Origin of the sequence: Klebsiella sp. Ech2A, from assembly GCF_030078455.1 — a bacterium.
GTDB lineage: Bacteria > Pseudomonadota > Gammaproteobacteria > Enterobacterales > Enterobacteriaceae > Klebsiella > Klebsiella terrigena.
Window position 1 is genome coordinate 59,971 of record NZ_JAQGFU010000007.1, and the last position, 21,710, is coordinate 81,680.

Sequence of the window (21,710 nt, forward strand, 5' to 3'; positions counted from 1 at the left end):
AATAACCTTACTCTGCTCCTGAAAGGCTGTCAACAGATGAGAGTCAGTCATATATTTACTGACCCTGACCCAAAATCCTGCTCCATTCAGAAACAGAATTGCGGCACGATAAACACTCCCCTGAACGGAGGATGTGCCGATGAAAAAGTCACGATTCACCGAAGAGCAGATTGTTTTTGCCCTGAAGCAGGCTGAACTGGGTACGTCAGTGCCGGACGTCTGTCGCAAGTTGGGCATTTCGGATGCCACTTTCTATACGTGGCGTAAAAAATACGGCGGCATTTCTCCTTCGGAGCTGAAGCACATATGCGGCAACTGGAAGAGGAAAATCTGCGGCTGAAGAGGCTGGTTGCCGATCTGAGCCTCGACAAGGCGATGCTGCAGGACGTGCTGGCAAAAAAGAGCTGACGCAGGCACGCCTGCGCGAATGGGTCAGGGATTTGCAAGCCCGCTACGGGGCCAGTGAGAGACAGGTCTGTTTTGCGCTGCGGGTCAGCCGCAGCTCGTTTCGATATCGTTCTGTGGCCGCCGACGACAGCGCACTGCGGCTACGCATCCGTAAGATAACCGAAACCCGGGTTCATTACGGGTACCGCCGGGTACACGTGATGCTCAGGCGGGAAGGCTGGCGCGATAATCACAAAAGAATCTACCGCCTCTACTGTGAGCAGGGTCTGTCGCTGCGCCTCAAACGGCCACGCCGCAATAAATCGGCCCAGCGCCGACAACCGCAGCCTCAGGGTCTGTATCCGAATCACGTCTGGGGCATGGATTTTGTCTCTGATGCGTTGTTTGACGGGCGACGACTGCGCCTGTTGACGGTGATCGACCTGTACACCCGCGAATGCCTGAGGATCTGCGTGGGGCAGAATTTGCGTTCAACAGAAGTGGCAAAAATGCTGAACAGCATAGCGCTCAGACGTCCTTTACCTCAGTTGCTGAAAACCGATAATGGTTCTGAATTTGCAGGGAAAATGCTGGACAGATGGGTGTACGAAAGAGGCATCAGAATCGACTTCTCACGCCCGGGAACACCGACGGACAATGCGACGGTGGAGTCCTTCAACGGCAGGTAACGGCAGGAATGCCTGAACGAAAACTGGTTCATGTCCCTGGAGGATGCGCGGTGCAAAATCGAGGCCTGGCGCATACACTATAACCAGAGACGTCCCCATTCTGCGCTGGGCTGGATGACGCCATCTGAATTTGCTGAAAAGTCTGCCGGTTGCCTGAATATGCAGCCAACATGAAGCCGGTTATTCCTGATTATGACTGGAGCATATTCGGGGTCAGGGTCAGCGCTTCTGCGGGTATAGACTCCACATACTGCAAAATCTCGGCATTCAAACCAGCTACGAATAAATCAATGTCCTGCATCGTTAGTTTTTTCATCGTCTTAATGATCTTGAGAAGTTGTTCGCGACGTATCCTACCAAGTCTGAAGAGGGATATGTACGGGCTGAGACGAGCAATGATAAACCGGCAGCGACGGGGACTATCAGTACCCAAAGAACAACGGAAAAACTGGCTATCAGGAAAGCGAAAGTAGACATAGTAAATGTCGTTTCTGCGAAGGGTATGGGGGATGTAGCAACCGTTGGTGTATCCCATTCTGTATCCCATTTTTGCTTCTGAGCACCTGAGATACACCAACGTATTGTTTTGGAATGAGTTGAAGCTGACCGATAAGCCGGGTTCTGTCGTGGACAGTCATTCATCTAGGCCAGCAATCGCTCACTGGCTCAAGCAGCCTACCCGGGTTCAGTACGGGCCGTACCTTATGAACCCCTATTTGGCCTTGCTCCGGGTGGAGTTTACCGTGCCGCGAACTGTTACCAGCCGCGCGGTGCGCTCTTACCGCACCCTTTCACCCTTACCTGATCCCGCTTGCGCGGGCCATCGGCGGTTTGCTCTCTGTTGCACTGGTCGTGGGTTTCCCCCCCAGGCGTTACCTGGCACCCTGCCCTATGGAGCCCGGACTTTCCTCCCCTCCGCCCGTCTCCCCCGAAGGAGGACGACGACGAAGCGGCGACTGTCTGGTCAGCTTCGGCGCGAAGTATAGAGGGTTTGCCACCGGTTGTCATCCCTCCATCGCCATCCCGGCCCGCAATGTCGCGGCGATGTTGCGCGACGCGCGATAAATATTGTCCGATGCCCCGCGAAAGGCCTCTTCCAGCGTCGAAATATTATTCAGCACGCTGAATACCGCGTCGATGCCGAACTGATGCACCACGCCAACGTCGCGGGTCAGGCTGCCAGCAATGCCAATCACCGGCTTATGGTACTTCTTCGCCACGCTCGCCACGCCGACCGGCACCTTGCCGTGGATGCTTTGGCTATCAAGCCGCCCTTCGCCGGTCACCACCAGCGAGCAGTCGAGGATATGCTCTTCCAGATTCAGCGCCTGGGTGACAATCTCGATCCCGCTGCGCAGTTCAGCATTGAGGAACGCCATCAGCGCGGCCCCCATACCTCCGGCGGCGCCGGCTCCCGCCACCTGTTTCACGTCCACGCGCAAATCGCTTTTTATCACATTGGCATAGTGTTCAAGATTGCGATCCAGCTCGAGGATCATCGCTTCGCTCGCCCCCTTCTGCGGGCCAAAAATACGCGAGGCGCCCACATCGCCAGTCAGAGGATTGGTCACGTCGCAGGCTACGCGGATGGCACATTCCTGCAGCCGGGCGTCCAGACCGCGGAGATCGATGGCATTCAGGCTGGCGAGGCTCCCGCCGCCGTTGCCAATCTCGCTGCCGTTAGCATCGCGAAGGCTGGCCCCTAGCGCCTGCACCATCCCGGCGCCGCCATCGTTAGTGGCGCTGCCGCCGATGCCGATGATGATATTTTTCGCCCCATGATCCAGCGCCTGGAGAATCAGCTCGCCGGTCCCGCGCGATGTCGTCAACAGCGGATTGCGCAGCGCCGGCGGAACCAGGGCCAGTCCGCTGGCGGCCGCCATCTCGATAAACGCCGTTTTACCGTCGCCGGACATACCCCAGCTGGCGTTCACCTTTTCACCTAACGGCCCGGTAACCAGAGCGGTATATTCAGAGCCCTGCGTGGCGGCAATCATGGCCTCAACGGTGCCTTCGCCACCGTCGGCAACCGGGACGGAAACATACTCCGCATCGGGGAAAATTTCCCGAAATCCTTTTTCTATTGCCTGAGCTACCTCAATGGCAGAAAGGCTTTCTTTATAAGAGTCTGGGGCGATTACGATTTTCATAGTTATGTAGCCTGACAGTGCCGCGCAAGGCAAGAATTACAGGGCGCGTTTCACGCCCTTCTTGTTAGCGAGTGACTTCCACTTTCGCCAGTTTTTCGTAATAGCACGCCAGCGCGCTGTGGTCGGCGGTACCCAGACCATCGGCACGCAGCGCCTGCATCATTTCCATCACCGCCGCCGTCAGCGGCAGCTGAGCGCCCACGCCGTGGGACGTATCCAGCGCGTTGGCCAGGTCCTTAATATGCAGGTCAATGCGAAAGCCTGGCTTGAAGTTACGATCCATCACCATCGGCGCCTTCGCATCCAACACGGTGCTCCCCGCCAGGCCGCCGCGGATAGCCTGATACACCAGATCCGGATTGACGCCCGCTTTGGTGGCGAGAGTCAGCGCTTCAGACATCGCGGCAATATTCAGCGCGACGATCACCTGGTTGGCGAGCTTCGTCACGTTGCCTGCCCCCACTTCGCCGGTGTGCACGACCGAACCGGCCATCGTCTTCATCAGGTCGTAGTATTTATCGAAGATAGCCTTATCGCCGCCGACCATCACCGACAGCGTGCCGTCGATCGCCTTCGGCTCGCCGCCGCTTACCGGTGCGTCGAGCATATCCACACCCTTTGCCTTCAGCGCTTCGCTAATTTCGCGGCTGGCCAGCGGCGCGATGGAGCTCATATCAATCAGTACGGTACCCGGCTTCGCGCCTTCAATGATGCCGTTTTCACCCAGCGCGACCTCTTTCACATGCGGGGAGTTCGGCAGCATCGTGATAATCACATCGCACTGCTCGGCAATCGCCTTCGCCGTAGCCGCCGTTTCTGCCCCGGCAGCCATCACTTCAGCAACCGCTTCAGGATTACGATCGGAAACCACCAGCGAGTAACCGGCTTTCAGCAAGTTTTTGCTCATAGGCTTGCCCATGATGCCCAGGCCAATAAAACCAACTTTCATCGTCATAACGTTCTCTCTCTTTTGATCCCGAGGGTTATTTTTTAAAAGAATCCGCAAGCTTCTGCGTGGCGGAGCGGAATGCGCCCAGGTCGCTGCCGACGGCAACAAAGGTGGCGCCCCATTCCAGATAGCGACGCGCATCGGCCTCTACCGGCGCCAGAATGCCGCTCGGCTTACCGTGCTTTTTCGCACTCGCAAAAATCTGCTGAATCGCGCGCTGAACGTCAGGGTGAGAGGCGTTGCCGAGATGACCCAACGCCGCGGCCAGGTCGCTTGGGCCGACAAAAATGCCGTCAACGCCTTCGGTTGCCGCGATGGCATCGACGTTATCTACGCCCTGCTGGCTCTCAATCTGTACGAGGATGGTGATATTTTTGTTGGATTGCGCGAAGTAGTCCGGCACGGTGCCAAACATGTTGGCGCGGTGAGAAACGGAAACCCCGCGGATACCTTCCGGCGGATAGCGGGTGGAGGCCACCGCGTTCACCGCCTCTTCTTTGCTTTCCACAAACGGGATCAGGAAGTTGTAAAAGCCGATATCCAGCAGGCGCTTAATAATCACCGGCTCGTTGGTCGGGACCCGCACAACCGCGGCGCTGGCGCTGCCCTTCAGCGCCATCAGCTGTGGGATAAAGGTCGTAATGTCGTTTGGCGCATGCTCGCCGTCCAGCACCAGCCAGTCAAAGCCCGCAAGGCCTAAGACTTCGGTGCTAATGGGGCTTGCCAGCGCGGACCAGCAGCCAATCTGCACCTGGTGCGCAGCCAGCGCTGCCTTGAATTTGTTCGGGAAGATATCGTTATTCATCGCTTATACCTTGTCACTTAACCGTGAATTATTTTTGCAGTTCCATACGTTTGATGTCGCCAACAATGAAGAGGTAGCAAACCATCGCCATCAGAGCTGAACAACCGACAAACACCAGCGCTGCGTTAAATGAATGCAGCTCGCTGACCAGATAACCAATGACCAGCGGAGTAACGATGGACGCCACGTTACCAAATACGTTGAAGACCCCGCCGCACAGACCAACAATCTCTTTCGGTGCGGTATCAGAAATGACCGGCCAGCCGAGGGCGCCAAAGCCTTTGCCGAAGAACGCCAACGCCATCAGGATGACCACCAGCGCGGTGTTATCGGTGTAGTTACACAGAATAATGGTTGAAGCCAGCAGCATGCCGAGCACGATAGGCAGCTTACGGGCCAGCGTGATAGAAAAGCCGCGTTTAATCAGATAGTCAGAGAACACGCCGCCCAGCACGCCGCCGGCAAAACCGCACAGCGCCGGGATGGATGCCACCAGCCCCACTTTCAGAATCGACATCCCCTTTTCCTGCACCAGGTAAATCGGGAACCATGTGAGGAAGAACCAGGTGATGGTGTTGATAAAATATTGGCCGAAGAATACGCCCAGCATCATGCGGTTGGTTAACAGCTGCTTGATATAGTGGAGCTTTGGCCCGCTGGCGGTATTGCCGCCGGGCTTTTTATGGTCCATATCCACCACCGCGCCGTTGTCAGAGATGAACTTCAGCTCCTCCTTTGACATCCGCGGATGGTCGGTCGGGTTATGAATCAGCTTTACCCACAGGCCGGTGAGGACAAAACCGATGACCCCCATCACGGTAAACACGTGCTCCCAGCCCCAGGCGAAGGTTAACCAGCCGAGCAGAGGCGAGAACAGCGCCAGGGAAAAATATTGCGCAGAGTTAAAGATAGCGGAGGCGGTACCGCGCTCTTTGGTCGGGAACCAGGCCGCAACGATGCGGGCGTTAGCCGGAAATGACGGCGCTTCAGAAAAGCCCAGCATAAACCGCATAATAAACATCGAAATCCCGGCCCAGGCGATGGGAAAGACGTCAACAAAGCCCTGCAGGAAGGTAAACAGCGACCAGAAGAACAGGCTGTAGGTGTAGACTTTCTTCGAGCCAAACTTATCGAGCAGCCAGCCGCCGGGGATTTGCATCAGCAAATAGGCCCAGCCAAAGGCGGAGAAAATGTATCCCATCGACACGGCGCTGAGCTGAAGCTCTTTTGCTACTGCGGTTCCGGCAATGGAGAGCGTTGCGCGGTCGGCATAGTTAACGGCAGTAACGATAAAGATTATTAGTAAAATTAAATATCGGGTGGGGAAACCTTTTTTTGTTCCTTCAACCGTATCAAGCATCATTTTATTTACCTCAGGTACTCGAGAAGTTATTTTATTATTATTTAAGCGTTATGCTAAAGATGCCCTTTAAATAAAAACAAACATCAAATAGCAATTCTGGCGTAATGAAATCGTCATTCAGTATAAACAGCAGGCATCGGCCGCGCATTGTGCAAAAGCACAATTAATGAGGTTTATATAAATATTACTTTAAACATATGCATATAATGATGGGCGCTAATGCACATATTTACGCTTTGATGCCGCTGCTGGCGCGGCTATCGCGATAATGAGTGATCGCCATCACATTTTTGCTCGCTAACTCCTGACATTCTAATTCCACAATACTGAGAACATCCTCAATTAGATTTTATATAGAGCTAACTATTTTATTATCCCCACCTGGCTGGAGAATACTGGACAATGGCCGACATCGAAATTAGACAACAATCGCCCAGCGCGTTTTATATTAAAGTACACGACACCGATAATGTGGCAATTATTGTCAATGATAATGGCCTGAAAGCGGGGAGTCGTTTCCCGGACGGGCTGGAGCTGATTGAACATATTCCTCAGGGCCATAAGGTGGCGCTGGTGGATATTCCGGTTCACGGCGAAATCATTCGCTATGGCGAAGTCATCGGTTACGCCGTTCGCGATATCGCGCGCGGCAGCTGGATTGACGAGTCCACGGTAGAGCTGCCCAGCGCGCCGCCGCTGAATACCCTGCCGCTGGCGACCAAAGTCCCGCAGGCGCTGCCGGCGCTTGAAGGCTATACCTTTGAAGGCTATCGCAATGCCGACGGCAGCGTCGGGACCAAGAATCTGCTCGGCATCACCACCAGCGTGCACTGCGTGGCCGGGGTTGTCGATTACGTGGTCAAAATCATCGAACGCGATCTGCTGCCGAAGTATCCGAACGTCGATGGCGTGGTGGGCCTCAATCACCTGTACGGCTGCGGCGTCGCCATCAACGCGCCGGCGGCCGTGGTGCCTATCCGCACTATCCACAATATCTCGTTGAACCCAAATTTTGGCGGCGAGGTAATGGTTGTTGGCCTCGGCTGTGAAAAGCTGCAGCCAGAGCGTCTGCTGCAGGGGACGGAAGATGTTCAGCCCGTTGCCGTTGATAGCGCCAGCATCGTGCGGCTGCAGGATGAGCATCACGTGGGTTTTCAATCCATGGTCGACGATATTCTGCAGGTTGCAGAGCGTCACCTGGCGAAGCTCAACCAGCGCCAGCGCGAAACCTGCCCGGCGTCCGAGCTGGTGGTCGGCATGCAGTGCGGCGGCAGCGACGCGTTTTCCGGCGTCACCGCCAACCCGGCGGTCGGCTATGCCTCCGACCTGCTGGTACGCTGCGGCGCGACGGTGATGTTCTCAGAGGTCACCGAAGTCCGTGACGCCATTCATCTGCTCACGCCACGCGCGGTGAACGAGGAGGTCGGTAAACGCCTGCTCGAAGAGATGGCCTGGTACGATAACTATCTCGATCTCGGCCAAACCGATCGCAGCGCCAACCCCTCCCCGGGGAATAAAAAAGGCGGCCTCGCCAACGTGGTGGAAAAGGCGCTGGGCTCTATCGCTAAATCGGGGAAAAGTGCGATTGTCGAAGTGCTATCGCCGGGCCAGCGTCCGACGAAGCGCGGGCTGATATTTGCCGCCACGCCGGCCAGCGATTTTGTTTGCGGTACCCAGCAGGTCGCATCCGGCATTACGGTTCAGGTGTTCACCACCGGCCGCGGTACGCCGTACGGCCTCGTCGCGGTGCCGGTCATTAAAATGGCAACCCGCACCGAGCTGGCGAACCGCTGGTACGATCTGATGGATATTAACGCCGGGACTATCGCCACCGGCGAAGAGACTATCGAAGACGTGGGCCTGAAGCTGTTTGAGTTTATTCTTGACGTCGCCAGCGACCGGAAGAAAACCTTTTCAGACCAGTGGGGGCTGCATAACCAGCTGGCGGTGTTTAACCCGGCGCCGGTGACCTGATCCGCTAAAGGTCAGCCCTCTCTGCTTCAGGAGAGGGCTGCAGAATGACGCTTTAGGCATTCACTAAAATAACGTCTATTCCATGCTTACGCAGCGCTTCCAGGCTTTCTGCGGGGATGCCTTCATCGACGATAATCATATCAATACGCTGAGTATCAATGATTTTATGCAGGCTGGAACGGTTGAACTTGCTGGAGTCCGTCACGACAATAATACGCTCCGCCACTTCACACATCCGGCGGTTGAGCCTGGCTTCATCCTCATTATGCGTGCTGACACCACGTTCCAGATCGATAGCATCCACGCCGAGAAACAGCATATCGAAGTGGTAATTCTGTAAAGACTGCTCGGCCTGGTCGCCATAAAACGACTGCGACTGACGGCGCAGATGGCCCCCGGTCATCAGCAGCTCTACTCCCTCCGCCTCCAGTAACGCATTGCCGACGTTCATGCCGTTAGTCATCACAATCACATCAGCATGCTGGCGCATCAGGCGAGCTATTTCATACGTGGTGGTGCCTGAGTCAAGGATGACGCGGTGTCCCGGCTGAATCAGCTTAACGGCCGCTTTGGCAATATTGTGCTTTACCGCGGTATTCAGCGAGCTTTTATCCTCAACAGAAGGCTCCACGCCCGGCGTACTGCTATCGCAAATCAGAGCCCCGCCGTAGGCACGAACCGCAATGCCCTGCTTTTCCAGAAACGCCAGATCGTTGCGGATCGTAACCGTGGAGACACCAAACAGAAGGGAAAGATCGTTAACCTGCACGCTTCCCTGCTGCCGCAACCGCTGAATAATTTGCTCTCGCCTTTCGCTGGTCCCGGCGAGGCGCTTCTCTATGGAAGAATCGGTGCCACTCATAAGCATTCCCTAAACTAATCTTTCATTTCATTTCGATTTACCTATTAACACCTTTCTTTTAGCGGAATGCAAGCCCCGCAACGCGGTTAAGGGGGAGATACCTTGACGCTGAAACCTTTCATTATGTTTCTTTTGTGAAACAGATCGGAAAACTATTATCTTTCGTTTTATTTTTACCGCACCATGACGCAGTATTAAATGAAACAAAACGAAAGATTGATATCATTACCATCCGAAATGGAGAGGAAAGTGAAACATCTTACAGAAATGGTGGCACAGCATAAACGAGGGAGCACAAGCGGGATTTATGCCGTCTGTTCCGCGCATCCACTGGTACTCGAAGCGGCCATTCGTTACGCCCGGGCCCAGCAGGCTCCGCTGCTGATCGAAGCCACCTCCAATCAGGTGGATCAGTTCGGTGGCTATACCGGCATGACGCCCACTGATTTCCGCGGCTTCGTCTGCCAGCTTGCCAGCTCGCTCGATTTTCCCCAGTCGCAGCTGATCCTTGGCGGCGATCATCTCGGCCCTAACCGCTGGCAAAACCTGCCCGCCGCGCAGGCGATGGCCAATGCCGACGATCTCATTAAAAGCTACGTCGCCGCCGGCTTTAAGAAGATCCATCTCGATTGCAGCATGTCCTGCGAGGGCGATCCGCTGCCGTTAACCGATGAGATCGTCGCAGACCGCGCAGCCCGACTGGCAAAAATTGCCGAAGAGACCTGCCGTGAGCACTTTGGCGAATCAGATCTCGTCTACGTAATAGGCACCGAAGTGCCCGTCCCAGGCGGCGCCCATGAAACGCTTACCGAACTGCAGGTCACCACGCCTGATGCGGCGCGCGCGACGCTGGAAGCGCATCGCCATGCCTTTGCAAAGCAGGGGTTGAGCCATATCTGGCCGCGCATTATCGGCCTGGTGGTCCAGCCCGGCGTCGAATTCGATCATATCAACGTTATCGACTATCAGCCGCAGAAAGCCGTGGCGCTGAGCGCCATGGTGGAAGCCTATGACACGCTAATATTTGAAGCCCACTCCACGGACTATCAGACGCCGCAGGCGCTGCGTCAGCTGGTGAAAGATCACTTTGCCATTCTCAAAGTCGGCCCGGCGCTCACCTTCGCCCTGCGCGAAGCCCTGTTCTCGCTGGCGGCGATAGAGGAAGAACTCCTGCCCGCGAAAGCGTGTTCCGGCCTGCGCCACGTGCTGGAAAACGTCATGCTCGATCGCCCGGAATATTGGCAAAACCACTATCACGGCGACGGCAATGCGCGGCGCCTGGCGCGAGGCTACAGCTACTCCGATCGCGTCCGCTACTACTGGCCGGACAGCCAGATCGATGAGGCGTTTGCACGCCTGGTGCGTAATCTGGCGGACTGGCCGATTCCGCTGCCGCTCATCAGCCAGTATATGCCGCTGCAGTACATCAAAGTTCGCGAGGGCGATCTCAAGGCGACACCGCGGGAACTCATCATCGACCACATTCAGGACATACTGCAGCAGTACCACGCTGCCTGTCAGGGCGTTACGTCCCATAACGCATAACAACGAAGAGGAAAACGCGATGCCAAACATTGTCTTAAGTCGTATTGATGAACGTTTGATCCACGGCCAGGTGGGCGTCCAGTGGGTTGGATTTGCGGGGGCTAACCTGGTGCTGGTGGCCAACGATGAGGTTGCTGAAGATTCGGTACAGCAAAATCTGATGGAGATGGTGCTGGCGGAGGGGATCGCCGTCCGCTTCTGGTCGCTGCAAAAAGTGATTGAAAATATCCACCGCGCTGCCGATCGGCAAAAAATTCTGCTGGTTTGTAAAACACCGGCTGATTTCCTCAGGCTGGTGGAGGGCGGGGTTCCCGTCGCGCGGATCAACGTAGGAAATATGCACTACGCCAATGGCAAACAGCACATTGCCAAAACGGTTTCTGTAGACGCTGACGATATTGCCGCGTTTAACGGCCTGAAGGCCGCCGGGGTGGAATGCTTCGTTCAGGGCGTTCCGACAGAACCCGCTTTGGATCTCTTTAAACTACTATGAGGGATTCATAATGGAAATCAGTCTATTGCAGGCTTTTGCATTAGGTATTCTTGCCTTTATTGCCGGCCTCGATATGTTCAACGGGTTAACCCATATGCACCGACCCGTGGTCCTCGGCCCGCTGGTCGGCCTGATTTTGGGCGATCTGCATACCGGTATTTTAACCGGCGGCACGCTGGAGCTGGTCTGGATGGGGCTGGCCCCGCTGGCGGGTGCCCAGCCGCCAAACGTGATTATCGGCACTATCGTCGGTACCACCTTTGCCATTACCACCGGCGTGAAGCCTGATGTCGCGGTCGGCGTCGCCGTCCCCTTCGCCGTCGCGGTACAGATGGGAATCACCTTCCTGTTCTCGGTAATGTCCGGCGTGATGTCCCGCTGCGACCGAATGGCGGCAAACGCCGATACCAGGGGTATTGAGCGGGTGAACTATCTGGCCCTGCTGGCGTTAGGGACCTTCTATTTTCTCTGCGCCTTCCTGCCTATCTTTTTCGGGGCGGAACATGCGAAAACCGCCATTGATGTGCTACCGGAGCGCCTGATTGACGGCCTCGGCGTGGCGGGCGGCATCATGCCGGCTATCGGCTTCGCCGTGCTGCTGAAAATCATGATGAAAAACGTCTATATCCCCTACTTTATCATCGGCTTTGTGGCCGCAGCGTGGCTGAAGCTACCGGTACTGGCGATTGCCGCCGCGGCGCTGGCTATGGCGCTCATCGACCTGCTGCGCAAATCTCCAGAACCGGCTGCGCAGGCGGCACAGAAAGAGGAATTCGAAGATGGCATCTAATCAAACCACTCTGCCAGGCGTCTCCACCTCCGAAGGGACGCTGCTTTCCGGCGTGAATGAAAACGTCTACGAAGACCAGACCCTCGGTGCGGAGCTAACGAAAAAAGATATTAACCGCGTCGCCTGGCGCTCCATGCTCCTGCAAGCCTCGTTCAACTACGAACGTATGCAGGCATCCGGCTGGCTGTATGGCCTGCTGCCGGCGCTGAAAAAGATCCACACCAACGAGCGCGACCTGGCACGTGCCATGAAAGGCCATATGGGCTTCTTCAACACCCACCCGTTCCTGGTGACCTTTGTCATTGGCATTATCCTCGCGATGGAGCGCTCCAAGCAGGACGTCAACAGCATTCAGAGCACCAAAATCGCCGTCGGTGCCCCGCTCGGCGGGATTGGCGATGCGATGTTCTGGCTGACGCTGCTGCCGATTTGCGGCGGCATTGGTGCCAGCCTTGCGCTGCAGGGTTCTATTCTCGGCGCGGTGGTGTTTATTGTGCTGTTTAACGTGGTACATCTCGGATTGCGCTTTGGCCTGGCACACTACGCTTATCGTATGGGCGTGGCGGCGATACCGTTAATTAAAGCCAATACCAAAAAGGTCGGGCATGCGGCGTCAATCGTCGGGATGACGGTGATCGGCGCGCTGGTGGCAACCTATGTTCGCCTCAGCACCACCCTGGAAATCACCGCGGGTGATGCGGTGGTGAAGCTGCAAACGGATGTTATCGATAAGCTGATGCCGGCGTTTCTACCGCTGGTTTATACCCTGGCCATGTTCTGGCTGGTACGCCGCGGCTGGAGCCCGCTGCGCCTCATCGCGCTCACCGTCGTCCTGGGCGTTGTGGGTAAATTCTGCCACTTCCTGTAAATACAAAGAGGTATGCAATGTTAGGTATTATTTTGACGGGTCATGGCGGTTTTGCCAGCGGTATGGCAATGGCGATGAAACAAATACTGGGCGAGCAGTCGCAGTTTATCGCTATCGATTTTCCAGAGACCTCAACCACCGCACTGCTCACCTCGCAGCTGGAACAGGCGGTGGGCCAGCTGGGCGCTGAAGATGATATCGTTTTTCTGACTGACCTTCTGGGCGGTACGCCATTTCGCGTGGCCTCAACGCTGGCGATGCAAAAACCAGGGAGTGAAGTGATTACCGGCACCAATCTGCAGCTGCTGCTGGAAATGGTCCTGGAACGCGAGGGCCTGAACAGCGAAGCGTTTCGCCTGCAGGCGCTGGAGTGCGGGCACCGCGGATTAACCAGCCTGGTCGACGAGCTCGCGCGCTGCCGCGAAGACAAACCGATAGAGGAAGGGATATGACGCAGATTCTGCGCGCCAGACGACTGCTAACCGAGCAGGGCTGGCTTGCCGATCATCAGCTGCGTATTGAAGCAGGGGTCATCACCGCAGTCGAGCCTGTCCCCGCCGGCGTAACCGCTCGCGACGCCGATCTCCTTTGCCCGGCTTACATCGATATTCATGTCCACGGCGGCGCGGGTATTGATGTGATGGACGAGGCGCCGGACGCGCTCGACCGGTTGGCAATATATAAAATGCGCGAGGGGGTCGGCGCCTGGCTGCCGACTACCGTCACCGCGCCGCTGCCGGCCATCCACGGCGCGCTGGAACGCATCGCCCGGCGCGTATTTTCCGGTGGTCCCGGCGCGCTGGTGCTGGGCAGCTATCTGGAAGGGCCCTACTTCACCCCGCAGAATAAAGGCGCCCATCCGCCTGAGCTGTTCCGCGAGCTGGACGTCGCCGAGCTGGATACGCTCATTGTCCGCTCGCGGCAAACGCTGCGGGTAGTGGCGCTGGCGCCGGAAAAGCCGGGGGCAATAGCGGCGATTCATCACCTTAAACGGCATGGCGTGCGGGTGATGCTGGGCCATAGCGCCGCCACCTATGAACAAACCTGCGCCGCATTCGCTGCCGGTGCCGACGGGCTGGTGCACTGCTACAACGGGATGAGCGGATTACATCACCGGGAGCCGGGCATGGTCGGTGCCGGGCTCACCACGCCGCGGGCGTGGCTGGAGCTGATTGCCGACGGGCATCATGTTCATCCCGCGGCTATGCGTCTGTGCTCCTGCTGCGCCGGGCAGCGCATGGTCCTGATAACAGATGCGATGCAGGCAGCCGGCATGCCCGATGGCCGCTATTCGCTCTGCGGCGAAGCGGTGGAAATGCGCGGCGGTATCGTACGAACGGCCTCCGGTAGCCTGGCAGGCAGTACGCTCTCGCTTGATGCGGCCGTTCGCAACATGGTCGAACTGGCGGGAGCGGCGCCGGAAGAGGCCATTCATATGGCTTCGCTGCACCCCGCCCGCCTGCTGGGTATTGACGATCGGCTGGGATCGTTACGCACGGGAAAATGCGCGAACGTTATTGCGCTAAACGACGGGCTACACCTTCAGCAAATCTGGATTCAGGGCCAGGCTCTCCCCCTTTAGCCCTTTCATTATGCGTCATATTGGCCTTCGCCCTCGTCGCGCAAGGCCTTTCTTTTTCTTTCTAAAAGAACGTAACCCCTGGGATTATTTAATTAAAAAACATATTTATCATATAGATAGATATATTCATTGTTTCCCGATCACAGTTTCGTTTTATTTCTTGTTTCTTTGATTGAAGTTTCGATTTCTTTCCTATAGATTTTATTTAGCTGATTACATGAATAAGTGAAACGAAACGAAAGATAGCGACAATTTTGCCAGCGTCTGATGTGGAATTCACACGACTAAGGACTGTGTTATGCCTGAAACCTATACCGCTACCTCCGCCGCGACCGGCACCTGGACAGAAACCGAAATCCGCCAACAGCCCGCCTGCTGGATCCGCTCGCTCACCAACATCGACAATCTCCGTTCGGCGATCGACGACTTCCTTGCGCCATTACTGCGTAAAGACGACCTGCGGATCGTTCTGACGGGAGCAGGAACCTCCGCCTTTATCGGTGAGATCGTTGCGCCCTGGCTGGCGCGCCATACCGGAAAAAACATCAGCGCGGTGCCAACGACCGACCTGGTCACCAATCCGATGGACTATCTCAACGCCGAACGCCCGCTGCTGCTGGTCTCCTTCGCCCGCTCCGGCAATAGCCCGGAGAGCGTTGCCGCCGTAGAGCTGGCCAATCAGTTCGTCCCGGACTGTTACCACCTGTCGATTACCTGTAATGAATCCGGCAACCTGTATCAAAACGCGGTAAACAGCGACAACGCCTTTGCGCTACTGATGCCGGCGGAAACGCACGACCGCGGCTTTGCAATGACCAGCAGTATTACCACCATGATGGCGAGCTGCCTTGCGGTGTTCGCGCCCGAGGCGATCGGCAGCAGAACCTTCCGCAACGTGGCGGATCGCTGTCAGACGATCCTCACGTCGCTCGGCGAATTTAATAACGGCGTATTTGGCAATGAGCCGTGGCGGCGGATCGTCTATCTCGGCAGCGGCGGATTACAGGGCGCGGCGCGCGAATCGGCCCTCAAGGTCCTCGAGCTGACCGCCGGTAAGCTGGCGGCGTTTTATGACTCCCCAACCGGCTTTCGTCACGGGCCGAAATCGCTGGTGGATAACGAAACGCTGGTGGTGGTATTTGTCTCCAGCCATCCCTATACCCGGCAGTACGATCTCGATCTGCTGGCCGAGCTGCGTCGCGATAAACAGGCAATGCGCGTGGTGGCGATTAGCGACGAATCAAATGCCGTTATCGCAGCGGGTCCGCATATTCTGCTGCCGCCTTCCCGCACGTTTATCGACGTTGAGCTGGCTTTCTGTTTCCTGATGTATGCCCAGGTATTCGCCCTCACGCAGTCCATCAGCGTTGGTAATACTCCGGACACCCCATCCGCCAGCGGAACGGTTAACCGCGTGGTACAGGGCGTTGTTATTCATCCATGGCAGGCGTAAGAGGATCGCATCATGAGCATTATTTCAACTAAATATCTCCTTCTGGATGCCCAGGCAAAAGGCTATGCGGTGCCGGCATTTAACATTCATAACGCCGAGACGATCCAGGCGATCCTCGAAGTCTGCAGCGCCATGCGATCGCCGGTGATCCTCGCCGGCACGCCGGGCACCTTTAAGCATATCGCGCTGGAGGAGATCTACGCCCTGTGCAGCGCCTACGCCACCACCTACGACATGCCGCTGGCGCTGCATCTCGATCACCATGAATCGCTGGACGATATCCGCCGCAAGGTTAACGCCGGCGTGCGTAGCGCCATGATCGACGGCAGCCACTTCCCCTTCGATGAGAACGTAAAGCTGGTGAAATCAGTCGTCGAATTCTGCCACCAGCATGATTGCAGCGTAGAGGCCGAACTCGGTCGCCTGGGCGGCATGGAAGATGACATGAGCGTAGATGCCGAAAGCGCATTTCTGACCGACCCGCAGGAAGCAAAACGCTTTGTCGAACTGACCGGCGTCGACAGCCTGGCGGTGGCTATCGGCACCGCTCACGGACTTTATACCAAAACGCCAAAAATTGATTTTCACCGTCTGGGGGAGATTCGCGACGTGGTTGATGTGCCCCTGGTCCTGCACGGCGCGAGCGATGTCCCTGACGAGTACGTGCGTCGCGCCATTGAGCTCGGGGTCTGCAAAGTCAATGTGGCAACCGAGCTGAAAATTGCGTTTTCCGGCGCCGTAAAACAGTGGTTCGGCGAACATCCTGATGGCAATGACCCACGCTTTTACATGCGTGTCGGTATGGATGCCATGAAAGAAGTGGTAAAAAGCAAAATCAACGTCTGCGGTTCAGCGAATAAATTAGCGATCTGTTCGCCATCCGTTTCGTAAATTAAACATAATTATATTATTTCAACAACGCGTAACTCACAGCCTATATCGGCAGGAATTACTAATATGAGTACTCCAAATATTTTATTAACCCGGATTGATAACCGCCTGGTACATGGCCAGGTTGGCGTCACGTGGACATCAACCATTGGCGCTAACTTACTGATTGTCGTCGATGATGAAGTCGCAAATGACGATATACAGCAAAAGCTGATGGGCATTACCGCTGATACCTATGGCTTCGGCATTCGTTTTTTCTCAATCGAGAAAACAATCGCGATCATTGCGAAAGCGGCTCCTCATCAGAAGATTTTTCTAATCTGCCGCACTCCGGCCATCGTCAGAAGGCTGATCGAAGGCGGCCTGTCGTTGAAAGACGTCAACGTAGGAAATATGCATTTCTCTGAGGGGAAAAAACAGATCAGCAGCAAGGTATATGTCGATGATAGTGATTTAGACGATCTGCGATTTATCAAGCGCAGCGGTATTAATCTATTTATTCAGGATGTTCCTGGTGATGCGAAAGAGGGCATTCCTGATTAATTGCAGTGTCTCGATATTCTAATAGCGAAAGTCACCATTACGAGGCAACAAAATGCACGAAATTACACTCCTTCAGGGAATATCCCTGGCCGCGTTAGTTTTTGTTCTTGGGATAGATTTTTGGCTGGAAGCGCTGTTCCTTTTTCGTCCGATTATCGTCTGTACTCTTACCGGTGCGATTCTTGGCGACATCCATATCGGTTTGATCACCGGCGGTCTCACCGAGCTGGCTTTTGCCGGCCTGACGCCTGCCGGAGGCGTGCAGCCGCCAAACCCCATTATGGCTGGCGTGATGACCACCGTCATCGCCTGGACAACCGGGGTGGATGCGAAAACCGCAATTGGTTTAGGGCTGCCGTTTAGCCTGCTGATGCAGTACGTCATTCTGTTTTTCTACTCGGCATTTTCACTCTTTATGTCAAGGGCCGATAAGTGCGCGAAGGAGGCGAATACGGCGGCGTTTTCCCGTCTTAACTGGACGACAACGCTCATTGTCGCCTGTTCCTATGCGGCTATCGCCTTTCTCTGCACCTATCTTGCGCAGGGCGCGATGCAGGCGCTGGTAAAAGCCATGCCGGCCTGGCTAACGCACGGTTTTGAAGTCGCTGGCGGCATACTGCCTGCGGTCGGTTTTGGCCTCCTGCTGCGCGTTATGTTCAAGGCGCAGTACATTCCTTACCTCATCGCCGGCTTCCTGTTCGTATGCTATATCCAGGTCAGTAACCTGCTGCCGGTTGCCGTATTAGGCGCCGGGTTTGCGGTCTATGAATTCTTTAATGCCAAAGCTAAAAATGCCGCGCAGGCGGCAACCCAGAAAAACGATGCAGAGGATTACAGCAATGGGATCTGAAATCAGTAAAAAAGACATTACTCGCCTGGGGTTTCGTTCCTCTCTGCTTCAGGCCAGCTTCAACTATGAGCGTATGCAGGCCGGTGGGTTTACGTGGGCAATGTTGCCGATCCTGAAGAAGATCTACAAAGGCGACAAAGAAGGCCTCAGCGCCGCCATGAAGGATCATCTGGAGTTCATTAACACGCACCCTAACCTGGTCGGCTTCCTGATGGGTCTGCTGATTTCAATGGAAGAGAAAGGTGAAAACCGCAGCACGATAAAAGGGCTCAAGGTCGCGCTTTTTGGTCCTATCGCCGGCATCGGCGACGCCATATTCTGGTTCACCCTGTTACCGATTATGGCCGGGATCTGCTCCTCCTTCGCCAGCCAGGGCAACCTGCTGGGGCCAATTTTGTTCTTCGCAGTCTATCTTGCCATCTTCTTCCTGCGCGTGGGCTGGACGCATGTCGGCTATTCGGTGGGGATAAAAGCGATAGATAAGGTGCGGGAAAACTCGCAGATGATCGCCCGCTCGGCGACGATACTTGGGATCACGGTCATTGGCGGCCTGATTGCGTCCTACGTGCATATTAACGTCGTCACCACCTTTGCCATCGACGCCACGCATAACGTTGCGCTGCAGCAGGACTTTTTCGACAAGGTGTTCCCAAACATCTTACCGATGGGCTACACCCTGCTGATGTATTACCTGCTGCGGGTGAAAAAGGCGCATCCGGTATTGCTGATTGCCGTCACCTTTGTGCTGGCGATTCTGGGCTCCGCGCTGGGGATTTTGTAAATGAGCAGAATAGCTTTTCAGGAGCTGAGCGATTACCGTGCGCTGAGCAAGGACGTTAGCGAGCGATTGCTGGCGCTCATTCAGCGTAAGCCCGACGCGGTAATTTGTCTGGCGACGGGCGCTACGCCGCTGCTGGCCTATCAAATGTTTGTTGAAAAGGTGCAGGCACAAAAAACGGATACCAGTCAGGTTACCTTCGTGAAGCTCGATGAATGGGTTGGGCTATCGGCCGATAGCCCGGCAACCTGCGAAGCGTTTTTGCAGCAGCAAATTATTCTGCCGCTCGCCGTCACGCCCGATCGCTATATTTCGTTTGCTTCCGATAAGGCTGACGAACGGGAATGCCAGCGGGTTGTTGAACAGATTGCGCGGTGTGGCGGTTTAGACCTTTGTCTGTTGGGGATAGGTAAGAACGGTCATTTAGGACTTAACGAACCGAACGACTTCCTGGAACCCGCCTGCCATATTACCTATCTCGATGAGCGCACCCGCCTGCACGATATGCTGAAACAGGCATCAGCTCCCGTCGAGCAGGGGGTAACCTTGGGTCTTAGGGATATTCTGGCGGCAAAAGAGGTATTACTGCTGGTAGCCGGTGAGGGAAAACAGCAGGCGTTCGCCGCGTTCAGAGAAGGAAAAGTATCGACCCGCGTTCCGGCATCGTTCCTGTGGCTACACCCGCAGGCAACCTGTTTGTACTGCGCAATGTAAGAGCTGCCGGGCGGCGCCACGCCTGCCCGGCTTATCGAGTACAGAGCAAACTACTCGCCCTGCTGCTCCAGCGCGTGCTTATACAGCGCGTTTTTCTTCACGCCGTGAATTTCAGCGGCCAGCGCGGCGGCTTTTTTCAGCGGCAGCTCCGCCTGCAGCAGGGCCAGCGTCCGCAGCGCGTCCGCAGGCAGGGCCTCTTCCTGAGCCTTGAACCCTTCGACGATCAGCACCATTTCGCCCTTACGGCGGTTCTCATCTTCCTTCACCCACGCCACCAGCTCGCCGATTGGTGCGCCGTGGATCGATTCCCAGGTTTTAGTCAGCTCGCGCGCCAGCACCACGTAGCGGGACTCTCCCAGCACCGTGCAGATATCTTCCAGGCTTTCCAGCAGGCGGTGAGTGGACTCATAAAAAATAATCGTCCGCGGCTCTTCTTCCAGCGCCCTCAGCGTATCGCGGCGTCCCTTCGATTTTGCCGGCAGAAAGCCTTCATAGCAGAAGCGGTCCGACGGCAGGCCCGCCGCGCTCAGTGCGGCAATCGCCGCGCACGGTCCCGGCAGCGGCACGACGCGGATATTGGCCTCGCGGCAGGTGCGCACCAGATGATAGCCGGGATCGTTGATCAGCGGGGTCCCCGCATCGGAGACCAAGGCGATGTTTTGCCCGTCCTTCAGCTTTGCCAGAAGTGTTTCAGCTTTTTGCTGCTCGTTATGGTCGTGAAGGGCAAATAACCGGGCGTTAATCCCAAAGTGCTGGAGCAGTAAACCGGTATGGCGGGTATCCTCTGCAGCAATTAAATCAACGGCTTGCAACACCTCCAGCGCACGCTGCGTGATATCAGACAGATTACCTATCGGCGTGGGCACGATATAGAGCTGCCCCTGAGAATTATCTGCTGATTCGTGTTGTTTCATTGTCTCGTCCGTATTGCCGAATTAATATTGAGCATTGAGCCAAAAAAATATCACTGGATACATATGGTACCGTCAACATTTCTTCGTTCTAAACCCGCGCGTTGTCTGCCCGTACTGCTGGCTGCTCTGATCTTCGCTGGCTGCGGCACCCATACCCCGGATCAAAGCACGGCGTTTTTACAGGGTACGGCACAGGCAAACTCCAGTTATTACCTACAGCAAATGCAGCAAAGCGCGAATGATAGCAAGACCAACTGGCAATTACTCGCCATTCGTGCACTGCTGCAAGAGGGCAAAAAGCAGCAGGCCATCGATCTGTTCAACCAGCTGCCGGCTAGCCTCAACAAAACGCAGGCCCGCGAGCAGTCGCTGCTGGCGGTAGAAGTTAAGCTGGCCCAGAACGATTTCCCGGGCGCTCAGGCGCTGCTCAGCAAGCTCGATCCGGCAAGCTTTGAGACCAACCAGCAGCCCCGCTACTGGCAGGCGCAAATCGATGCCAGCCAGGGACGCCCGTCAATTACCCTGCTGCGCGCGCTTATCGCCCAGCAGCCGCTGCTAGGCCAGCCGAAACAGCAGCAGAAGAATATCGACGAGACCTGGAAAGCGCTGACCTCGATGACCCAGGATCAGGCCAACGCGCTGGTTATCAATGCCGACGAGAACGTCCTGCAGGGCTGGCTGGATCTGCAGCGTATGTGGTTTGATAATCGTAACGATCCGACCCTGCTCAAAGCCGGAGTGAAAGACTGGCAGACCCGCTATCCGCAGAACCCGGGCGCGAAAATGCTGCCGACGGCGCTGGTGAACATGCAAAATTATAAGCCGGCATCAACCAATAAAATCGCCCTGCTGCTGCCGTTAAACGGCCAGGCGGCGGTATTTGGCCGCACGATCCAGCAGGGGTTTGAGGCGGCGAAAAACGGCGCCCCGGCGGTTGCCGGGAGCGCGGTACCTGCGCAGGTCGCGCAGGCGGCAAGCGCCGCCGGGGGCGAGGTAGTCAGCCCGTCGCAGGCGGAAATCGGCGATCTCACCGCGGCAAACGCCGCGCAGGCGCCGGTACAGACGCCGGCAGCGGACCAGGCGACGCCGCCGGCAGCAGAGCCGGTCACT

Annotated in this window: 21 protein-coding genes, 1 other RNA gene and 1 pseudogene; 15 read left to right on the forward strand and 8 right to left on the reverse strand. The window is 56.1% G+C overall.

Going from position 1 to position 21,710, the window contains the following annotated elements; translation table 11 throughout:
• Positions 1-139 precede the first annotated feature (139 nt).
• Positions 140-1,250: pseudogene (locus PFH44_RS03430) on the forward strand (IS3 family transposase).
• A 16-nt stretch (positions 1,251-1,266) separates the two neighbouring features.
• Here PFH44_RS03430 and PFH44_RS03435 read toward each other — a convergent pair.
• The 6 genes from PFH44_RS03435 to garP form a co-directional block, all read right to left on the reverse strand.
• On the reverse strand, positions 1,267-1,611 hold the full coding sequence (locus tag PFH44_RS03435; RefSeq protein WP_283824297.1) for a hypothetical protein: 345 nt from the start codon (positions 1,609-1,611) through the stop codon (positions 1,267-1,269).
• A 59-nt stretch (positions 1,612-1,670) separates the two neighbouring features.
• Positions 1,671-2,048: RNase P RNA component class A (gene rnpB / locus PFH44_RS03440), an RNA gene on the reverse strand.
• A 32-nt stretch (positions 2,049-2,080) separates the two neighbouring features.
• Positions 2,081-3,226: a glycerate 2-kinase gene (gene garK / locus PFH44_RS03445; protein WP_045856692.1), complete on the reverse strand. Its 1,146-nt coding sequence runs from the start codon at positions 3,224-3,226 to the stop codon at positions 2,081-2,083.
• Between the two features lie 64 nt (positions 3,227-3,290).
• On the reverse strand, positions 3,291-4,181 hold the full coding sequence (gene garR, locus PFH44_RS03450; RefSeq protein WP_123708925.1) for a 2-hydroxy-3-oxopropionate reductase: 891 nt from the start codon (positions 4,179-4,181) through the stop codon (positions 3,291-3,293).
• A gap of 28 nt (positions 4,182-4,209) precedes the next feature.
• Positions 4,210-4,980, reverse strand: a complete 771-nt coding sequence (garL, locus tag PFH44_RS03455; RefSeq protein WP_045856688.1) for a 2-dehydro-3-deoxyglucarate aldolase — start codon at positions 4,978-4,980, stop codon at positions 4,210-4,212.
• 28 nt (positions 4,981-5,008) lie between these two features.
• Positions 5,009-6,343, reverse strand: coding sequence for a galactarate/glucarate/glycerate transporter GarP (garP, locus tag PFH44_RS03460; protein WP_283824298.1), 1,335 nt, complete (start codon positions 6,341-6,343; stop codon positions 5,009-5,011).
• A gap of 402 nt (positions 6,344-6,745) precedes the next feature.
• Here garP and garD point away from each other — a divergent pair, with 402 nt between their 5' ends.
• On the forward strand, positions 6,746-8,317 hold the full coding sequence (garD, locus tag PFH44_RS03465; RefSeq protein ID WP_283824299.1) for a galactarate dehydratase: 1,572 nt from the start codon (positions 6,746-6,748) through the stop codon (positions 8,315-8,317).
• Between the two features lie 52 nt (positions 8,318-8,369).
• Here the strand turns inward: garD and PFH44_RS03470 are convergent, their stop codons facing one another.
• Complete coding sequence (locus tag PFH44_RS03470; protein ID WP_045856682.1) at positions 8,370-9,179, reverse strand: DeoR family transcriptional regulator; 810 nt, start codon at positions 9,177-9,179, stop codon at positions 8,370-8,372.
• 249 nt (positions 9,180-9,428) lie between these two features.
• On the opposite strand from PFH44_RS03470, the gene kbaZ reads away from it, so the two are divergent.
• From kbaZ to PFH44_RS03530, 12 genes are all read left to right on the forward strand, one after another.
• A complete protein-coding gene (gene kbaZ, locus PFH44_RS03475) occupies positions 9,429-10,724 on the forward strand; it encodes a tagatose-bisphosphate aldolase subunit KbaZ (protein WP_283824300.1) in 1,296 nt (431 codons plus the stop codon).
• Between the two features lie 19 nt (positions 10,725-10,743).
• Positions 10,744-11,217, forward strand: a complete 474-nt coding sequence (gene agaV, locus PFH44_RS03480) for a PTS N-acetylgalactosamine transporter subunit IIB (protein ID WP_045856677.1) — start codon at positions 10,744-10,746, stop codon at positions 11,215-11,217.
• Between the two features lie 10 nt (positions 11,218-11,227).
• Positions 11,228-12,007, forward strand: a complete 780-nt coding sequence (gene agaW, locus PFH44_RS03485) for a PTS N-acetylgalactosamine transporter subunit IIC (protein WP_045856676.1) — start codon at positions 11,228-11,230, stop codon at positions 12,005-12,007.
• On the forward strand, positions 11,997-12,875 hold the full coding sequence (agaE, locus tag PFH44_RS03490; RefSeq protein ID WP_123708928.1) for a PTS N-acetylgalactosamine transporter subunit IID: 879 nt from the start codon (positions 11,997-11,999) through the stop codon (positions 12,873-12,875). Before agaW ends, agaE begins: the two co-directional genes overlap by 11 nt.
• 17 nt (positions 12,876-12,892) lie before the next feature.
• Positions 12,893-13,327 carry a PTS galactosamine/N-acetylgalactosamine transporter subunit IIA gene (gene agaF / locus PFH44_RS03495; RefSeq protein ID WP_045856672.1) on the forward strand — a complete coding sequence of 145 codons (435 nt, stop codon included), beginning with the start codon at positions 12,893-12,895 and terminating at the stop codon, positions 13,325-13,327.
• Positions 13,324-14,457 (forward strand): N-acetylglucosamine-6-phosphate deacetylase, encoded by a 1,134-nt coding sequence (gene nagA, locus PFH44_RS03500; protein ID WP_283824301.1) that lies wholly within the window; start codon positions 13,324-13,326, stop codon positions 14,455-14,457. Before agaF ends, nagA begins: the two co-directional genes overlap by 4 nt.
• A 298-nt stretch (positions 14,458-14,755) precedes the next feature.
• On the forward strand, positions 14,756-15,910 hold the full coding sequence (locus tag PFH44_RS03505) for an SIS domain-containing protein (protein ID WP_283824302.1): 1,155 nt from the start codon (positions 14,756-14,758) through the stop codon (positions 15,908-15,910).
• 12 nt (positions 15,911-15,922) lie between these two features.
• The gene (kbaY, locus tag PFH44_RS03510) at positions 15,923-16,801 is read left to right on the forward strand and encodes a tagatose-bisphosphate aldolase subunit KbaY (protein WP_045856665.1); all 879 of its coding nucleotides are present in this window, start codon (positions 15,923-15,925) and stop codon (positions 16,799-16,801) included.
• A 66-nt stretch (positions 16,802-16,867) separates the two neighbouring features.
• Positions 16,868-17,344, forward strand: coding sequence for a PTS galactosamine transporter subunit IIB (agaB, locus tag PFH44_RS03515; protein WP_045856662.1), 477 nt, complete (start codon positions 16,868-16,870; stop codon positions 17,342-17,344).
• Between the two features lie 52 nt (positions 17,345-17,396).
• Entirely contained in the window at positions 17,397-18,194 is a 798-nt protein-coding gene (gene agaC / locus PFH44_RS03520; protein ID WP_283824303.1) for a PTS galactosamine transporter subunit IIC, read from the forward strand.
• A complete protein-coding gene (gene agaD, locus PFH44_RS03525) occupies positions 18,184-18,975 on the forward strand; it encodes a PTS galactosamine transporter subunit IID (protein ID WP_045856657.1) in 792 nt (263 codons plus the stop codon). Before agaC ends, agaD begins: the two co-directional genes overlap by 11 nt.
• Positions 18,976-19,686: a galactosamine-6-phosphate isomerase gene (locus tag PFH44_RS03530; protein WP_283824304.1), complete on the forward strand. Its 711-nt coding sequence runs from the start codon at positions 18,976-18,978 to the stop codon at positions 19,684-19,686.
• 50 nt (positions 19,687-19,736) lie between these two features.
• On the opposite strand, the gene rsmI is transcribed toward PFH44_RS03530, so the two are convergent.
• On the reverse strand, positions 19,737-20,600 hold the full coding sequence (gene rsmI, locus PFH44_RS03535) for a 16S rRNA (cytidine(1402)-2'-O)-methyltransferase (RefSeq protein WP_045856650.1): 864 nt from the start codon (positions 20,598-20,600) through the stop codon (positions 19,737-19,739).
• Between the two features lie 63 nt (positions 20,601-20,663).
• On the opposite strand from rsmI, the gene PFH44_RS03540 reads away from it, so the two are divergent.
• On the forward strand, positions 20,664-21,710 hold a 1,047-nt coding region (locus PFH44_RS03540; RefSeq protein ID WP_283824305.1), incomplete at its 3' end, for a penicillin-binding protein activator.

Bases quoted from the DNA above. Each gene is read 5' to 3' on its own strand.
- PFH44_RS03435 (WP_283824297.1), bottom strand. From the start codon at position 1,611: ATGGGATACACCAACGGTTGCTACATCCCCCATACCCTTCGCAGAAAC.
- garK (WP_045856692.1), bottom strand. From the start codon at position 3,226: ATGAAAATCGTAATCGCCCCAGACTCTTATAAAGAAAGCCTTTCTGCC.
- garR (WP_123708925.1), bottom strand. From the start codon at position 4,181: ATGACGATGAAAGTTGGTTTTATTGGCCTGGGCATCATGGGCAAGCCT.
- garL (WP_045856688.1), bottom strand. From the start codon at position 4,980: ATGAATAACGATATCTTCCCGAACAAATTCAAGGCAGCGCTGGCTGCG.
- garP (WP_283824298.1), bottom strand. From the start codon at position 6,343: ATGATGCTTGATACGGTTGAAGGAACAAAAAAAGGTTTCCCCACCCGA.
- garD (WP_283824299.1), top strand. From the start codon at position 6,746: ATGGCCGACATCGAAATTAGACAACAATCGCCCAGCGCGTTTTATATT.
- PFH44_RS03470 (WP_045856682.1), bottom strand. From the start codon at position 9,179: ATGAGTGGCACCGATTCTTCCATAGAGAAGCGCCTCGCCGGGACCAGC.
- agaV (WP_045856677.1), top strand. From the start codon at position 10,744: ATGCCAAACATTGTCTTAAGTCGTATTGATGAACGTTTGATCCACGGC.
- agaW (WP_045856676.1), top strand. From the start codon at position 11,228: ATGGAAATCAGTCTATTGCAGGCTTTTGCATTAGGTATTCTTGCCTTT.
- agaE (WP_123708928.1), top strand. From the start codon at position 11,997: ATGGCATCTAATCAAACCACTCTGCCAGGCGTCTCCACCTCCGAAGGG.
- agaF (WP_045856672.1), top strand. From the start codon at position 12,893: ATGTTAGGTATTATTTTGACGGGTCATGGCGGTTTTGCCAGCGGTATG.
- nagA (WP_283824301.1), top strand. From the start codon at position 13,324: ATGACGCAGATTCTGCGCGCCAGACGACTGCTAACCGAGCAGGGCTGG.
- PFH44_RS03505 (WP_283824302.1), top strand. From the start codon at position 14,756: ATGCCTGAAACCTATACCGCTACCTCCGCCGCGACCGGCACCTGGACA.
- kbaY (WP_045856665.1), top strand. From the start codon at position 15,923: ATGAGCATTATTTCAACTAAATATCTCCTTCTGGATGCCCAGGCAAAA.
- agaB (WP_045856662.1), top strand. From the start codon at position 16,868: ATGAGTACTCCAAATATTTTATTAACCCGGATTGATAACCGCCTGGTA.
- agaC (WP_283824303.1), top strand. From the start codon at position 17,397: ATGCACGAAATTACACTCCTTCAGGGAATATCCCTGGCCGCGTTAGTT.
- agaD (WP_045856657.1), top strand. From the start codon at position 18,184: ATGGGATCTGAAATCAGTAAAAAAGACATTACTCGCCTGGGGTTTCGT.
- PFH44_RS03530 (WP_283824304.1), top strand. From the start codon at position 18,976: ATGAGCAGAATAGCTTTTCAGGAGCTGAGCGATTACCGTGCGCTGAGC.
- rsmI (WP_045856650.1), bottom strand. From the start codon at position 20,600: ATGAAACAACACGAATCAGCAGATAATTCTCAGGGGCAGCTCTATATC.